We start from the raw sequence: 16663 nt of genomic DNA, 5'->3' as shown, positions 1-16663 counted from the left end.
ACCACATATTAATTTATTATATTAGGAGGAATAAAAGATGAATAAATGTTATAACAGTTCAAATAATTGTCTAATTGATAAAGCTAAAGCAGAAAAAATTAATTTAGTTTGGCATCGTTACGAAAAGATGAAACCTCTTTGTGGATTTGGCGAAAAAGGAATCTGCTGCAGAATTTGTATGAAAGGTCCTTGTAGAATTTATCCTTTTGGAAACGGAGCCCAAGAAGGAATTTGTGGTGCTAATGCAGATACAATTGTTGCTCGTAATTTAGTTAGAATGATAGCATCTGGTACCGCTGCTCATTCACTTCACGGAAAAGAAATTGCAAAGACTATCTTGCATATTGCAAAAGGAGAGACTAAAAACTATGAAATTAAAGATGTAGAAAAGCTAAAATCTGTTGCTAAAAAATTAAATATAAATGTTGATGGAAAAAGTGTAAATGATATAGCTAAAGAGGTTGCTTATAAAAGTTTAGAGGATTATTCTCGTTTCGAAGAAGACCCTTGTACTTGGCTAGCTAGCAATATAACCACATCCAGATTAAACAAACTTAATAGTTTAGGTGTTGCCTTAAACAACATTGAATCTTCTGTTACAGATATTATGTCTAGAACTCATATGGGTACTGATGCAGATCCAATCAACTTATTGTTAGCTGGTCTTAGATGTGCTCTTGGTGACTTTACTGGGATGGAGCTTTCAACAAATCTTTCCGATATCTTGTTTGGTACTCCAGAACCAGTAATTAGTGAAGCAAATCTTGGAGTTATTAGAGCTGATGCTGTTAATATTGCTGTTCACGGCCACAATCCATTACTTAGCGAGATTATAGTAGATGTAGCAGACGAAATGCAACAGGAGGCAATAAATGCTGGAGCACCAGGTGGAATCAACATCGTGGGAGTTTGCTGTACTGGAAATGAAGTCTTATTAAGGAGGGGTATACCACTAGCCTCTAACTATCTTTCACAAGAATTAGTAATCCTTACAGGAGCCCTAGAAGCAATGATTGTAGATGTACAATGTATTATGCCTTCTCTTTCTAAAATTGCATCCTGTTATCACACAAAACTATATACAACTATGGTCGAAGCTAAGATATCTGGTGCTGACCATGCAGATTTAATAGGCGATAAAGCTATCGAAAACGCAAAAGAAATTATTAGAAAAGCTATAGAAGCCTTTAAAAGGCGTGATACTAATAAAGTATTAATTCCAGAGGAAAAAAATAAAATAATTGCTGGATTTAGCACAGAATCTATAGTTAACCTTCTTAGCAAAATTGACAATGAAAAACCTCTAAGGCCCATAATTGATAACATAGTTAATGGAAATATCAGAGGAATTACTCTATTTGCAGGATGCAATAATGTTAAAATAACTCAAGATCATAACTTTGTAGAAATGGCTAAGACATTATTGGAAAACAATATATTAATATTATCTACAGGCTGTGGTGCTGGAGCCTTTGCCAAAAATTCATTGATGAATTCTGAAGCAACTCTTAAATATGCCGGAGAGAGTTTAAAAGCTGTTTTAACACTGCTCGGAAACGAAGCTGGATTGAATTCTCCACTGCCACCAGTACTTCACATGGGCTCTTGTGTTGATAATAGTCGCGGCGTTGATCTAGCTGTTGCTCTTGCTAATGAACTAGGAGTTGATCTTAATCAACTACCTTTAGTAGCTTCTGCTCCAGAACTTATGAGCGAGAAAGCAATATCAATTGGAACTTGGGTAGCCGGACTTGGATTACCACTTCATATAGGACTTATGCCTCCTGTTAGCGGAAGTACGCTAGTTACCAATGTTCTTACTTTAGGATTGAAAAATTTAGTAGATGGATATTTTATTGTTGAAGAGGATCCATCAAAGGCTGCACATATAATAATTGAAACAATAGAAGAAAAAAGAGCAGCCTTAAACATCACATCTAATTTTAGGGGGACTGTATAATGGATTTTGACATTAAAGACTATGATAAAATTGATAAATGTATTCAATGCGGTGACTCAATTAAACTTATAAAATTAGATTATATAAAAAAAAGAATAGAGAATATATCTAAAAGCGACTTAGAATTATTAAAAACTTGCAGCAAATGTAAAAGAAAACTATTTAGAGATAAAAAAAGGAGGATAAAAAAATGAAAATAGCAATGACCGGAAAAGGTGGAGTTGGTAAGACTACTATATCTGCATTAATAGCGAGAAGACTTGCTCAAAAGGGTTATAAGGTATTAGCAATTGATGCTGATGCAAACTTTGCTTCTGCCCTAGGAATAAATATAAAAGAACATGAAATCAAACCAATAGCAGAGATGGAAAAACTAATTGAGGAAAAGATGGGTACTGGAGAAGATATAGGAAAAGGACTTTATACTCTAAACCCATTTGTTGGAGATATCCCAGATCGTTTTTCAATTCATCATGAAGGTGTAGACTTTCTAGCTGTTGGAACAGTTATAAAAGGTGGGGTTGGCTGTTATTGCTCAGAAAATAAACTTCTGAAAAGACTTATAAACCATATTGTATTAAAGAGACAGGAAAGTGTAATTATTGATATGGAAGCAGGTCTTGAACACCTCTCTAGAGGTACTGCTCAGGGAATTGATACATTTATTGTAGTTGTAGAACCAGGTCAAAGAAGTCTTGAAACCGCTGTAAATGTTAAAAAAATGGCTAAGGAAATCGGAGTAGATAATATCTATGCTATCGCTAATAAGGTTCGAAATGAAGAAGAATTAAATCTTATAAAAGATTATCTTAATGATATAGAACTGCTTTCTTCTATACCTTATAGTAATTTGATTTCTATAGCTGATTTAAAAGGTAAATCTCCAGCTGACTTAGCTGATGATAATCTAATTGAAACAGTAGATTTTATAATATCTAAATGTAGTAATATTTAAGCCTAATCGAGTAAGAGCTAATATTCCTACATGAAAAAAATCCACGAAAATCCAAATTTTAGATTTTCGTGGGTTTCATGGTGGAGGCGAAGCACAACCTTTAAAATCCACCAACTAAAAATATTCTGCGTCACAACATTTATTCTTACATCCATAATTCAATATAATTAACAATTCTAAGTGTGTACGTTTCTGTACCACCTATTTTACTATATACATTCAATACATATGTTTCACCTACCTGTAGTTTTACCTCTATTGTACTTGCAGTAAAATGTTTAATCCGGGAAACATCATCATCTGTAATAACCTTACTGCTATAGCGTATATCTTGAAACCATTCTAACAATTTAATGATATCAACATTCTCAAAAGTTTTGTCACTTTCAAGTTTTTCTTTAAATTCTTTTAAAGTTTCTACTTTGTAAGTGTCGTATAACCATTACTTTTTAAGTAGTTCATTTCCTGTTTAAATTCAATTAAACTTATTTGCCATGTATCATTTTTATTAGGATTTACATCAATATCTATGATACATTAATACTGGAATTTTTACTGATGTTGCAGCATTTGCATGTAATGCAAATGCTGATACCAAAATTACACTACTCAAAATTGAAATGTATATTAATTTATTTTGCCAGTGCTTTCTTTAAGAGTAATCACACTGTTTACCAACTCATTGTATTATTTTCATTCTGTATTAAAAACTACAACATAAATTTGAATTAATATTTTTAATATAATGCTATCTATTTACTAATATCTTAATTGTTTCCTCCATATGATAATTTTCCTCCTGTGGAATCATTACTACTAAATTGCCACCAATTTACATTTAATAAATAACCATTTCCTCCAGTAAATTTTAGGTATAAGTCATGTACACCTTTTGCACCACTTACTTTACAAGATTTATTAACCCAAGATTGCCAGCCACCAGTACCTTGAACACTACATGTTCCAATTAAAGTACCTGTTGGACTATCAAGACGAAGTTCAATATTCCCTCCGCTGGTTGCTGAAGCTACTCTTGCATTAAAAGATGCTGCACCTGTACCAAAATTAACACCTTTAACCTTTATCCAATCACCATTTTCAATATTAGATATATTTTGTCCACCTTCACTGCATTTTTCTGTTTGAACACCTGATTCTGTACAAATTGTTTCAGCTTCAGTTTTTACATATGGATTTAAATTACTAATAGCAGGTACACCGGTTGTAGTCATATTTATTGTTGGAAATGTGCCATCAGCATTATATTTAAATTGCTCTACACATACTGAACGTGTGAAGCCACTGCCTCCTGGTAAAGCGCCATTATGATAGAAAAAGTAGGAATTTCCTTTATAATCAATTACTCCTGGATGATTTGTAAAGCTTTTGCCTTGAGTAGGCATGATTTTCCCCCTATATTGCCATGGCCCAGTAGGACTTGTACTTGTGGAATAACAAATATATTCAGGTATACCTCCAGCTGCATATACCATGTAATACATTCCATTTTGTTTGTAGAACCATGGACCTTCTTCATATAAAGTTGGTTTTTGAGCATTTCCATTACGCACTCCAAACCCTTCTGTGGTTAAAGGTACTTTTACAATGCTTCCTGAATAGGAAATCATATCTTGATTTAACTTTACATAATAGAGATTAGGGTTTCCCCAATATAAATAAGCTTGTCCGTTATCATCGATAAATACTGTTGGATCAATATCACCAGTACCAGTAGAAGCTAGTGGATGTCCAAGAGCATCTTTAAAAGGTCCAGTAGGACTATCTGAAACAGCAACACCTATTGCCATTCCCCCATTTTTTTGGTTTACAGGAACATAGTAATAGAATTTACCGTTTCTAGGAATGCATTGACCAGCCCATGCATCACCTTTTGCCCAACTAAATGTAGAGTAAGATAATGGTGAACCACAATCTACCCAATTTACCATATCTGTTGAGGAATAGCATCTCCAGTCGTTCATAGTGTAGTAAGTTGATCCATCCTCATCATGCCCGGTATACAAATAGCAAGTACCGTTATAAACCATTGGAGCAGGATCAGCAGTATACCTAGTTTGTACAATTGGATTCTCTGCATGGCATACTACTGGAAAAAGTAGTATTGAAGCAGCTGAAATAATTATCATACTTAATACTTTTTTCATAATAATACCCCCTTAATTTTAATAAATTTATTTCTCTGATTTTGATATATTTAATCTATGGATTTTAGAATAATATCTTTTTTATCTTCAAATCATTTTAATATCCATACTTTCTTTTATTTGGATTTAACTAACATTTTAGCTTTCCGTTGCTATACATAGGCATTACCGTCCATGTAAACGTATACCTTAACGTTATAGATCATCGCAAATGGATCTGCTCCAAACTTTTGTGTAATAAGATGATTAGAATATCCTTGAATCTTTGCAAGTGCACTTGAACTTATTGTTCATATAGTTGTAGCTGCACTAGCTTTCACTGTATTGGTATTTACTCCAACGCTAAATACTAGTTGCTAAAGCCAATAAAAATGAACTTGATCTTTTTAACATTTTTTATTTTCACCTTTAAATTTACTTTTCTATTAGTTTTGCAATTCACTAAAAAAACTATGTCCTTTTGAAAATCATACTATTTCTTAAATAAATACCCCCTTGCTTATAAGCGTAACTAAAAGTAACTATTAATCTATTTAAACAATTACATATTCTCATATTTTTTAAATTAAATACATACATTTTTCTCCAAACGCATAAAATAATACTTAAAAGAAATATTTGCCCATAAAGTATAAACTTATTTGGATCTACTTCTGCTAGAGTTTTGCCTCTCAAAAGTACTGAAGTGCCTATAGTATAAGTGCAACCTAACATTTTCACAACTTCTAATTCACTCCAAGGATCATGTGGAGAATCTTTAAAATTAATTTCAACTTGTCCGGTTTTAAACATCTTAGCATCTGTTGTTGTCCCTTGTTTTACAAGTCGTGGATTTAAATCATATCCCTTACCATCTGGCGATTTAGAATATTTGAAATTAAATATAGGTAAACCCTTTCCATAATTATTTTTAAAAATTAGACTTATTACTATCTTTACTTATTTATGATATTATTCACTTTTGTTAGTTTTGAAATAATTTAATATTACTTCTTTTTAATTATTATTGATAGAAATTTTTCTAAACACTTTTAAAACAAAATAAAAGAACCCATCAAAATCTAAATTTTAGATTCGTGGGTTTCATGGTGGAGGCGATGCACGACCTTTAAAATCCACCACTTACTCTATCCTTCTTTAATATATAAGTTAGTATTCAGCCATTCCATAATTTGTAATATTTAAATTAAGTTTTATTAAATTTGATATAGGTAAATCGTCTTCTACAATTAAAATATTTATCATCTGTAACTTCCCCCAGCATAAATAATTTTTTAATATACTGAACTATTTCATATAATTATAGACTAAGCAAGAATTATTTTAAATTTGTAAATCATGCTTAGCCTATTTATTAAATAAATTTATATACTATGTTATACAATTAATTATTATAAGCATTTTAATAATTTTCATAATGCATAATTTTATAATCTTGTAAGCTTACCTCCAAAGATATTCTAGCTCTATTTACAGCATTAGCAATTGTCCTATTATATTTCCATTTCCTTGACATCATCAGCTATTAGTAAATCAGCCTCAGTTATCTTTACTACTTCCTCAACAGTTAAACCTGGTGCCACCTCCATTAATACTAATCCTTTATCTGTAACCTTCATAACTGCTTTATCTGTAATTATAAGATCAACGCACTTTGCAGCTGATAAAGGTAATGTACATTTTTTTAGCACCTTTGAATTACCTTTTTTATCATTATGACTTAAAGCAGCTATTACATATTTTGCTCCTACCAAAAGGTCCATTGCACCTCCCATACCTGGTGCAAAAACTCCCGGTATCTTCCAGTTAGCAATATTTCCTTCTTGATCAACCTCTAAAGCACCTAATGCAGTTATATCAACATGTCCTCCTCTTATTATTGCAAAGGATAGATCCATTTCAAATGTTGATGCTCCTGGTAATAAAGTAATTGGAGCTCCACCGGAATTTGCTAAGTCTGGATCAGATTCCCCTATGCTAGGAGTTGCTCCAAACCTCAATGCACCATTTTCACATTGTAGTATTATTTCCATCCCTTCTGGTAAATAGTTTGCAGCCATATTAGGTATACCGAATCCCAAATTAGCAACCATTCCCTCTTTAAACTCTTTCGCTATTCTCCTTGCAATTATCTCTTTACCATTCATCTTTTTAACCCCCTATTTCATTTTTTTAGTTCGTGTCCATAAATCTTCAAAATATTTTGTTCTATCTTCAAGAGAATCACCTTGAACTATTATATCTACTAATATGCCTGGTGTTCCAACACTATCAGGGGGAATTTCACCCACTTCTACAATTTCATCTACTTCAGCTATAACTAAATCAGCAGCAAGTGCCATACTTGTATTTGTTCCTTTGGTTGTCCCTCTATATACGATATTCCCAAGTTTATCAGCTTTATAACCCTTAATTAGTGCAATATCTGCCTTTATTGATGGAAATACTAAATATTCCTTTCCATCTACAATAAGTTTATCTCTTCCCTTTTCAATTTCAGTTCCAAGACCAGTTGGAGTTATAACTGCACCAAGCCCAGCTCCTCCAGCTCTTATACATTCTACTATAGTTCCCATAGGTATAAATTCCACTTCTAATGTACCTGCATTATATTGTTCTTGTATTTCAGGACAAGTTCCAATATGTGCACCTATAAATTTTTTTATTTTTTTATTTGCCACAAGCTTACCAACATCGTGAGTTTCTCCTGGGTGAGCTGATACAGCTTGAATAAGTGTAAGGTCCTTAACATCTGTCTCTGCTAATGCATCTATCATCTTTAATGGAGCACCTACTCCTAAAAAACCAGCTGTCATAATTTTCATACCATCTTTAATATTTTCTACCGCTTCTTGTACTGTGTTAATCTTTGCCATTTTTCTGTACACCCCCAAAATTTTTATAATATACTATGGATTATTAAAGAAAATTTATGCCTTGATATCAATCTTCCCCTCTTAGAAATTTAATTCTTATAATAATATTATTATTATTAAGTAATCCATATTCCAATTTTATCCAAATTTAGAGGTGTACTACCTAAGAAGTCTCATATAAAATACCTGCAAACATTTTATGTGTACAATTTCTAGAAAAGAAAAAGAAAAATTAGTAAGAGAAAAAGATATCATAAATGCTGCCGAAAAAGTCTTTACTATAATGGAGCCTCAATGGAAGCGATAGCTAAGGAATCGCAATTTACCAGAAAAACTATTTATCAGTATTTTACTGATAAAGAAGATTTACTGTTCTCAGTTATAATTAGAGGATTTGAAAGCCTTTTCTGTACGCTTAAGAATGCAGTTGTAAATGGAAATAACGGAATTGAAAAGCTTAAACACTTAACAAATGCTTATTTTCAATTTTATAAGGACTCTCCTAATACATTGAACTTAATGAACTATATTGGGTATATTAAGCCTACAGCAGAAAATTCTGCTAAACGTATTGAGTTTAATAAAGTTAGTGAGCAATTGGCTCAAGAAATTGCAAAGATAATTGATGAAGGAAAGGCAGACGGAAGTATAAGAACAGATTTTGACACAATGAAATTAACTCATTCTCTGAATTTTTAATAACAGAATTCTTTCATATGTTTTCTATATCAGGCAAAACATTCACAGATCATTTTTCACTCAATGAGGATGATTTTATAAACTTTATCATGAGTTTATTATGTGATATATTTAGCGAAAAAAAATAGTTTTTTTAATTTATTACACTCCTCTTGTTCATAGTGAGTGTGTTACTTTTTTACTACTTTCTATCAATTAAAATATTCTATGTTACTTACAGCACGATTCACTATTAATAATTTTAAATCTACAAAATAAAAGACCCACGAAAATCCAAATTTTAGATTTTCGTGGGTTTCATGGTGGAGGCGAAGCGTAACTAACCCCTGCACTATTCTCCAATTTTAATAACTTTCGCATTCACTTATTATACTTGCCCTAAACTTTATCTATCATTTAATTAGTTTTCTGTTTATATAACTACCCATTGTATGAATAATTGGAAGTTTTATTTTATTTATGATACTGTTCACCGTATCGGTAGTAAGTAATAGAACTTTTAGTACCGAACATAGTAATTGATTTAAATCATTCAACTTAATAAGTTTTACCTCTATAAATTTTCTAAATAATGGTTACTACTACTCCTTTATCAGATGCCTTTTTTAATTCAGATTCTAATTCTTTGAATTCCTCTTTCCAAAGTTCAATCAGAATTCTATGTTTTGCTGAGATGATGCATTCTTTTACTTTATCAAGTATTTCGTCATGACCAGTTATATTCCAGATATTCTCACGATTCTTTGCAGATTGATTATATTGTTCTAAAGATTTTTCTGCAAGTTTAAAATTTTCTTCAGCTTTTACCCGACGATTTTTAATAAGTTCTTTTGCTGGAATTGGAACGTACTGTTGTGTACTTCCATGGCTAATTAAAATATCTCCACGCATAGCAAGACTATCTAAAACCTCATATATTTTTGAACGTGGTACACCTGAATTTTTCGCTACTGCATAGCCTGTTAATGGTGATTCTTCTAATAATGCAAGGTATGCTTTTGCTTCATAAACTTCTATTATTGCTACGTCTTCAATGATTAATTTATTATTTTCTTCGTGTTGTTTTAAACTATCAAATACAATCCATTTATTTGGATATGTTTTTCTTACTTCATTCCATAGTAAGCTTCTCCTTCTTTTGTATTCTACTTAATTATGACACAGATATCAAAACTCTCCCCTATCAAATTTTAATGTCCTTATCATCAAAAAATATTTTACCGTTATTTCCATCTACGGATATTGTCCATCCATCCTTAATAATTCCCATTACTCCTGGTACATTTACTACTGCCGGGATTCCATATTCTCTTGCTACAATAGCTCCATGTGATAAAAATCCTCCTGTTTCCATAACAACAGCTCCTGCTTTTAAAAACAGTGGCGTCCACCCTGGATCAGTGGATGGGACTACCATAATCTCTTCTGGCTGTAATCGTACTCCCTCATCTGGATGTCTGATTAATCTAGCTAATCCTGAGGCTTTTCCAGCAGCAACTGGTACGCCTTCTAGATAATTACTTGAAATACAACTAACCTGTTTTTCAAACCTTGGTGTCTCTCCTAAAATTACATCTGGCGGAGCTAACAATTCCATTTCTTTCTTCCAATCTTTTCTCATATCAATAAGAGCCTGAAGTCCAATTCCGTTCCATTCTCCATTTAATACAGAAAAAATTTCCGACCAAGTAAAGAAAAATATGTCCTCTGCTTCCTTAATGAGATTTCTTTCATAAAAACGGAAACCTAATTTTTTGGCAATTATTCGATAAGCCTCCATGACTTCAGCTAATACTGATTTTGTCTTCTCACGAACTCCAGCCCCGATCTGACACTCCTTGACTAAATTTCTTATAGCAATTTGCTCAGAATCTGGGACTTTATCTTTAATCTCCTTCCAAACCTGTTCTCGTTTCTCTTTCTGCTCTTTTCTCAATTTACTAATATCTGCTATATTCACAGTACTCTGAATAATACCTAGAAGATAAGTCTGATCCTCATTCCAACGAGGATTGATGATATCTAATTCATATACTGCACGATGCCCATATTCTTTGACAAATTCACAAAAAGCCTTCTTAAATGGAGAATTATCAGGCAGTTCTCTCCAGTCCAATGCATCAAAAGAGATTTCACTAAGATATTTTGCAGCATCTACATCTTTTCTTGCAATTTCAGCCAATTCCACCAGCCTATACCCATGTTCAGCGCTTGTGATGCCATCTGTTCCACCTATCATCAATGCATTCAGCATCATCAGCTCTCTGCCCTCAAAGTATTTGTTCAGACTTTGAATTAGCATAAACACTGGTACGCTACCAACCGCAGCTAAAAAGTTGAATTCCTTAGCAAGCATTCCGGCAATTTGTCCTAACTCATCATAACCAGCAATAAAATCCTGATCCTTCCAAGTTTCAAGCCTGCTTCCAGTTATCTTTTGAATTGAAGTCGACACCTCCTCCCAAATCTTAGGAGCATTTTTCCTAGCCTCATTAACCAGCTCACTGAACTTCATTGCACGATCTTCAAATCCAGGTTCTGGTTTCTGATCACCAATATTAATCGCTGGCTGATGACCTCCCCAAAAATCATTAAATCCCTCTGGTCGTCCCCCCATAGAAGCATACAGACCCCACTGGTAAGCTGATAAGTTACAGTAAATCCTTCCATTATAAAACTTAGAAAACTGTATTCCAACGGGTAGTTTATAACCTAAGCTTGTAAAACTCGTATGATGTATGATATCAATGATATTTTTCATTAACCGACGGTTTAAAGGAGATTGCACCATAGGAACAGAATCTCTGTAATTGCCATTAGACCAAACATCATTCTGTTCCTGTAAAGCAGGAAAAGTCTTTCTTGGAAGAATAGTCACAGGTCTGGCTTGGACTAAAACAAAATCCCTACCGTTATAAACCCACTCCACATCCTGATGCTGCTCACTATTTCCAAGAGCATCAAATACTCTCTGCAAAAGACGACCTAGCTTTTTGACATTCTGGTCAGACAATACCTGCGAAACAGCTGAGTCAATTGGTATAAGTTTAGTTCCGCCTTCCTCATTTAACACAGTCATCCCTTGCCTGCTTCCAATTTTTCGCTGGATTAACTTTGCTTCAGAGTTTAATGTTTGAGCCTCTAGATAATATGTATCTGGCTCCACTGTACCATTCACAACTGACTCACCTAATCCAAAATTGGCATTAATAATCATAACATCCTGACGTCCTGTTTGGACATCGCACGTAAACCCTACTCCAGCTGCCTGCGCCTCCACCATTTCCATAACCACTACTGCCATTGTCGCATCATCATCATTTATATTCATGTTTCTACGGTATGCAACTGCCCGAGATGACCACAACGAAGCATAACACTCTTTCACAGCTGATAGAATTTCCTCTAAACCACAAACATTCAAAAATGAATCATGTATGCCAGCAAATGAAGCCTTTGCAGAATCCTCTGCAACTGCTGAAGATCTTACTGCCCACGATTTTTTTAATTTCCCACTGCTATTTAGAAGCCCTGATAATTCCTCAACAATAGCTGGCGGCATTGAACCATTCATTATTTTTTTTCTTAATTGATCCAGTCCATCCTTAACATTGCCTTCATCTAAATTATTTAGATGAATTATTGAAGATAAATTGCTGATTACTTTATCAAATTGGTTATATTTTATATACTCATCATAAGCCTTAGCAATAAGAACTACTCCTTGTGGAACACTAAAGCCATATCTGTCTAAGCGTCCTAAATTCCATCCCTTACCTCCTACCAGTGATGCATCTGATTTAAATGCCTCTTTCCAAGTAAAAAAATACTTCATCTCTATTATTCCTCCTGACTTATTATATTATCTAGCTCAGATTTTTTGGAACTATCTAATCGGTTATCTGCTCCATACAGAAACAAATCTACCAATTTAGCTATTTCATCATGAAGTTCAAACCTTGATGTACTATTTACCCATTCAAAGGTCATTGCACTTCGAAGAATATTTATATGAGTCACCAATAGTTTAACTGAAATATCCTTTCTAATTTCACCTGTTTCCTGCCCTCTGCTAATAATTTGGTTCAAGATACTTTGAGTTCCAGTCTCAGCATTTTGAGCCTTTGAATCATTACACATATTTCGCAGGCGATAATTCATACATATCCCCATAATTTCCTTGTTGCTTTCAACCCAACTATAAGTATGGTTAAGCGAAGCTATTAATCGAGATTTAGTATTTGGAAGCTTCCAAATAGTTTCAAGATTTTCTCCAGCTAATTTTTGTGAAATTCCTCTTACATATTCATCAACTATAGCTTCTTTTACTGGGAAATAATTATAAAGCGTCTTTCTTGCTATATCCGTTTTTTCTGCTATTTGCTCCATTGTTGTATTATTGAAGCCTTGATCCTGAAATAAATTCATAGAAATCTTAACAATTTTCTCTCTAGTTTCTCTTTTTTTTCTCTCAATTCTACTTTCAGTAGATATATCTCTTACATCCATCTCTTCACCTCTTTTTTACACTTTGTATCTTCTTATACATTTAGTAATTTTACACATTGTGTATATTTGAATATTATTCCTTACCAGTTCGTTTGTCAAGAATTAATATTGGTAAAAATTAAAATTTTTACTCATTTTCTATCTTAGTATAATCAGATTGTTTTTATCTGTTAATGCACTTTTGCTTTAATCATTCCTTTAATATGTTGTGAAAAACCATATTATCAGTATCACCAGGTGGTATTCTAACTACAATCAAATGACCCACGACAATTCGTCGTGGGTCTCAATTTTAGTTAAGTCAGTATTCACTTATCTTGCATTTACCGTATCACTTATAAGCGAAGTTTTTATTTATCTTGTTATTATAGCTTTTTCATTATATTTTTCCACTCTTCAAAACTCAAATCTCTCTTATCTTCAATTTCAGACAACTGCTTTAACACATCTCCAACGAATGCATCTCCCGATCATATTAAGTCCACTTGTTTTATTTTAATAGATTTAACATGTTTTAAATTTGAAACGCACCAACTGCTTCTTTAAGTTTTTCTGCAAGTTGAGTCAAGTCTTGAGTATGTTTAGCTACTTGATTAATACTTGCTAATTGCTGTTCACTTGTAGCTGAAATTTGCTCAGTAGCTGCAGAATTTTCTTCAGTTGAAGCTGAAAGAGTTTCTAAAACATCAATTAATTCGTCTTTTTCATTCTCCATTTCAAGGCTGTAAGTTTTTAAGTTTTTTAGATCATCTGTAATTTTTTCTACAGATTTTAATATTTCACTAAATATATATTTGGCTTCTAGTACTGATTTACTTTGTTCTTTAGCTATAATCTTTCCAGATTCTATAGTTTTTACAGCAATTTTTGATTTATCCTGTATCCCGATGATTAATTCTTTAACTTTTTCAGCAGACCTTGAAGATTGTGAAGCCAATTTTCTAATCTCTTCAGCAACTACAGCAAAACCTTTTCCCTGTTCGCCAGCTCTAGCAGCTTCTATGGCAGCATTTAAAGATAATAAGTTTGTTTGTTCTGAAATTTGACTTATTGCTTCAGTAATAACTCCAATTTCAACAGAATTTTTATCAACTTCCATTATTATATCACTCGTCTTTTCAGTAGCTGTATTATTTTCATCTGATTTTTTTGATAGTAACTCAATTGCATTTAGACCTTTATTGCTTATATCAGCTGTTTCAATTGCAATATCGTTGGTTTCTACAGTTAGTTTGGTTACTAAATCTATCTTCTCTGATAAATTTTTTACCCTGAGAACTCCGCTCTCAGTTTCTCTAGCTTGTTGACTTGAGCCTTTGGCAATTTCTTCAACAGATGATGCAACTTCATTAATTGAAGCAGTATTTTCATAAACTATTTCATCTAACAATCGAGAAGAGTCAAAAACAACATCAACTGAATTTTTAACTGAACTTATAAAGGAATTAACATTTTTAACCATTACATTAAATGAATCGCTCAAATTACCGATTTCATCTCTATTTTTGATTTTTAACCTTTCAATATTTAAATTACCTAAGGCCACCGCATCTACTGCACTACTGATTTCTTTAATTGGAGTGGATATGTGTTTTGAAAAAATCATTATGATGGTTGAACCTAGAATAAACACCACTAATAATATAATGATAGTAGTAATAAAAATTTTATTTGAACCAACATTAAAATCATTCATGTAAGTTCCAGCACAAATTACCCAACCCCAATGAGGATCAGTCTTTTGATAAGTTATTTTATCTGCAATACTATCTGAATTAGGAATAGTCCAGTAATAAGTTAAATATCCGCCACCATCATTTGCTATTTTTATCTGATCTTTAACAAACAAATTGCCATTTTTTTTATCTTTTGAATCTAACACATTTTTACCTTCTAAACTTGGATGAACTGCTTCAACTCCATCTTGAGTATATGCCAGTAGGTAACCGTTTTGTCCCAAACTTAAATTTTTATTAATTGGTCTTGTGCCATCAGCTTGTTTTTTACCAAGCATATATTCTTTAACTTTTTCTTGAGCTTCCTCAAGGGTTAGTTTTCCCTGCTCCACAAGTTTCTGATTGTTATCTATTGCTTGTAATGTCATCTCAACACTATTTTTTAATAAAATCTTTCCGTTATTTTCAAGCTCAGCTTTAGCAACATAATAACTGATTAGTCCAAGTATAAGTACAGGTATACTTAATAATAGTAGCATTACTAAAATAAGTTTTGTTTTAATTGCGAATCTGGTACTTTTTTTAACTGATTTTTCTAGCATTTGTATTCCCCCAATATACCTTTTTTATTATTGAAATGTTGGTTATTGATTTAAGTTAAAAGTGTTTCATAATTCTAAAAATTTTATATCTCTTTTGTAACTTTTTTGGAAAAATCACTTAATTAGATTTAACTTAAAGAAGCAAATTTTTAACAGAAATTAGGGCTTGCTTAGCAAACCCTAATTAAACTGAATTATTCAGCACTCTTAATTTCTTTAACTTGAGCTATTAATTCTGGGACTACCTTTGTAAGATCTCCAACTATTGCATAATCAGCAATTTTCATTATTGGAGCTGAATCATCCTTATTAACAGCAATTATAAGATCTGAATCTTGCATACCAGCAACGTGTTGAATAGCTCCTGATATACCACAAGCTATATATATTTGAGGTTTAACAGTTTTACCAGTTTGACCAACTTGGTATGCTCCGTCAATCCATCCTTTTTCAACAGCTGCTCTTGATCCAGCAACAGTTCCACCTAAAGCATCAGCTAACTCTTTAAGTAGTGTAAAGTTTTCTTTATTTCCAACTCCTCTACCTCCAGCAACTATAAAATCAGCTTCAGCTATATCAACGATATCTTTCTTTGATTTAATTGTTTCTAATACTTTTGTTCTAATATCCGAATCAGCTAATGTAACAGTAACTTTTTCAATGTTACATTTGGATGGATCATTAGTAATTTTTGCAAATACTCCTGGTCTTACTGTAGCCATTTGTGGTCTATGGTCTGGGCATGCAATTGTAGCCATTAAGTTACCACCAAAGGCTGGTCTTGTTGCTAAAAGATCTCCATTTGTAACATCTACATCTAATGATGTACAGTCAGCAGTTAATCCAGTAGATAATCTAGCAGCTATTCTTGGACCTAAATCTCTTCCGATAAAAGTAGCTCCTACAAATAAGATTCCAGGTTTTCTTTCAGTTGCTAAGTCACAAATAACTTTAGTGTAACCTTCAGTTGTATAATGTTCTAAGTTTTTATCATCAGCAACTAAAACTTCATCTGCACCATGTTCTGCTAAAGTTTTAGCGAGTGTCTCTATATTATTTCCAAGTAATAAAGCTGTTAACTTTACTCCTAATTCATCAGCAATTCTTCTACCTTCACCAAGTAGTTCTAAAGATACTTTTTGCAATTGGCCTTCTCTTTGTTCAGCAAAGACCCAAACGCCTTTGTAATCTGCTATATTCATAATAAATTACCCTCCTATT

The 16663-nt window shown here is 32.7% G+C and carries 14 protein-coding genes; 4 read left to right on the top strand and 10 right to left on the bottom strand.

The genetic code is table 11. From position 1 onward, the window contains the following. Positions 1-37: 37 nt before the first annotated feature. From cooS to L3B98_RS07660, 3 genes are read left to right on the top strand one after another with little or no spacing between them, the layout of a single operon-like run. A complete protein-coding gene (cooS, locus tag L3B98_RS07670) occupies positions 38-1960 on the top strand; it encodes an anaerobic carbon-monoxide dehydrogenase catalytic subunit (RefSeq protein ID WP_238916178.1) in 1923 nt (640 codons plus the stop codon). Further along, a complete protein-coding gene (locus tag L3B98_RS07665) occupies positions 1960-2154 on the top strand; it encodes a hypothetical protein (protein ID WP_015392197.1) in 195 nt (64 codons plus the stop codon). Before cooS ends, L3B98_RS07665 begins: the two co-directional genes overlap by 1 nt. Beyond that, the gene (locus L3B98_RS07660; protein WP_275298390.1) at positions 2151-2915 is read left to right on the top strand and encodes an AAA family ATPase; all 765 of its coding nucleotides are present in this window, start codon (positions 2151-2153) and stop codon (positions 2913-2915) included. Before L3B98_RS07665 ends, L3B98_RS07660 begins: the two co-directional genes overlap by 4 nt. A 145-nt stretch (positions 2916-3060) precedes the next feature. On the opposite strand, the gene L3B98_RS07655 is transcribed toward L3B98_RS07660, so the two are convergent. The 5 genes from L3B98_RS07655 to L3B98_RS07635 form a co-directional block, all read right to left on the bottom strand. Beyond that, a complete protein-coding gene (locus L3B98_RS07655) occupies positions 3061-3264 on the bottom strand; it encodes a hypothetical protein (RefSeq protein WP_238916177.1) in 204 nt (67 codons plus the stop codon). 418 nt (positions 3265-3682) lie between these two features. Continuing rightward, positions 3683-5080 (bottom strand): glycoside hydrolase family 43 protein, encoded by a 1398-nt coding sequence (locus L3B98_RS07650; protein ID WP_238916176.1) that lies wholly within the window; start codon positions 5078-5080, stop codon positions 3683-3685. A 450-nt stretch (positions 5081-5530) separates the two neighbouring features. Further along, entirely contained in the window at positions 5531-5965 is a 435-nt protein-coding gene (locus L3B98_RS07645) for an acetoacetate decarboxylase family protein (RefSeq protein WP_238916412.1), read from the bottom strand. Between the two features lie 608 nt (positions 5966-6573). Next, entirely contained in the window at positions 6574-7227 is a 654-nt protein-coding gene (locus L3B98_RS07640; RefSeq protein ID WP_015392188.1) for a 3-oxoacid CoA-transferase subunit B, read from the bottom strand. A 12-nt stretch (positions 7228-7239) separates the two neighbouring features. Continuing rightward, complete coding sequence (locus L3B98_RS07635; protein ID WP_238916175.1) at positions 7240-7956, bottom strand: CoA transferase subunit A; 717 nt, start codon at positions 7954-7956, stop codon at positions 7240-7242. A gap of 294 nt (positions 7957-8250) precedes the next feature. On the opposite strand from L3B98_RS07635, the gene L3B98_RS07630 reads away from it, so the two are divergent. Then, positions 8251-8655 carry a TetR/AcrR family transcriptional regulator gene (locus tag L3B98_RS07630; RefSeq protein WP_275298389.1) on the top strand — a complete coding sequence of 135 codons (405 nt, stop codon included), beginning with the start codon at positions 8251-8253 and terminating at the stop codon, positions 8653-8655. 564 nt (positions 8656-9219) lie between these two features. Here the strand turns inward: L3B98_RS07630 and L3B98_RS07625 are convergent. The 5 genes from L3B98_RS07625 to L3B98_RS07600 form a co-directional block, all read right to left on the bottom strand. Continuing rightward, a complete protein-coding gene (locus L3B98_RS07625; RefSeq protein ID WP_343073675.1) occupies positions 9220-9672 on the bottom strand; it encodes a helix-turn-helix domain-containing protein in 453 nt (150 codons plus the stop codon). Positions 9673-9838: 166 nt separating this feature from the next. Continuing rightward, on the bottom strand, positions 9839-12490 hold the full coding sequence (locus L3B98_RS07615; protein WP_238916173.1) for a PEP/pyruvate-binding domain-containing protein: 2652 nt from the start codon (positions 12488-12490) through the stop codon (positions 9839-9841). A 5-nt stretch (positions 12491-12495) separates the two neighbouring features. Next, positions 12496-13164 carry a TetR/AcrR family transcriptional regulator gene (locus tag L3B98_RS07610; RefSeq protein ID WP_238916172.1) on the bottom strand — a complete coding sequence of 223 codons (669 nt, stop codon included), beginning with the start codon at positions 13162-13164 and terminating at the stop codon, positions 12496-12498. A gap of 514 nt (positions 13165-13678) precedes the next feature. Further along, a complete protein-coding gene (locus tag L3B98_RS07605; protein WP_238916171.1) occupies positions 13679-15442 on the bottom strand; it encodes a methyl-accepting chemotaxis protein in 1764 nt (587 codons plus the stop codon). 194 nt (positions 15443-15636) lie between these two features. After that, the gene (locus L3B98_RS07600) at positions 15637-16644 is read right to left on the bottom strand and encodes an electron transfer flavoprotein subunit alpha/FixB family protein (RefSeq protein ID WP_238916170.1); all 1008 of its coding nucleotides are present in this window, start codon (positions 16642-16644) and stop codon (positions 15637-15639) included. Positions 16645-16663 lie beyond the last annotated feature (19 nt).

The sequence above is a fragment of the Clostridium sp. YIM B02555 genome (genome assembly GCF_022320955.1).
Lineage (GTDB): Bacteria > Bacillota > Clostridia > Clostridiales > Clostridiaceae > Clostridium > Clostridium saccharoperbutylacetonicum.
This window is presented reverse-complemented; position numbering and strand designations above follow the sequence as displayed.

Coding starts and splice junctions, on each gene's coding strand:
- cooS (WP_238916178.1), top strand. CDS start 38: ATGAATAAATGTTATAACAGTTCAAATAATTGTCTAATTGATAAAGCT.
- L3B98_RS07665 (WP_015392197.1), top strand. CDS start 1,960: ATGGATTTTGACATTAAAGACTATGATAAAATTGATAAATGTATTCAA.
- L3B98_RS07660 (WP_275298390.1), top strand. CDS start 2,151: ATGAAAATAGCAATGACCGGAAAAGGTGGAGTTGGTAAGACTACTATA.
- L3B98_RS07650 (WP_238916176.1), bottom strand. CDS start 5,080: ATGAAAAAAGTATTAAGTATGATAATTATTTCAGCTGCTTCAATACTA.
- L3B98_RS07640 (WP_015392188.1), bottom strand. CDS start 7,227: ATGAATGGTAAAGAGATAATTGCAAGGAGAATAGCGAAAGAGTTTAAA.
- L3B98_RS07635 (WP_238916175.1), bottom strand. CDS start 7,956: ATGGCAAAGATTAACACAGTACAAGAAGCGGTAGAAAATATTAAAGAT.
- L3B98_RS07630 (WP_275298389.1), top strand. CDS start 8,251: ATGGAAGCGATAGCTAAGGAATCGCAATTTACCAGAAAAACTATTTAT.
- L3B98_RS07615 (WP_238916173.1), bottom strand. CDS start 12,490: ATGAAGTATTTTTTTACTTGGAAAGAGGCATTTAAATCAGATGCATCA.
- L3B98_RS07610 (WP_238916172.1), bottom strand. CDS start 13,164: ATGGATGTAAGAGATATATCTACTGAAAGTAGAATTGAGAGAAAAAAA.
- L3B98_RS07605 (WP_238916171.1), bottom strand. CDS start 15,442: ATGCTAGAAAAATCAGTTAAAAAAAGTACCAGATTCGCAATTAAAACA.
- L3B98_RS07600 (WP_238916170.1), bottom strand. CDS start 16,644: ATGAATATAGCAGATTACAAAGGCGTTTGGGTCTTTGCTGAACAAAGA.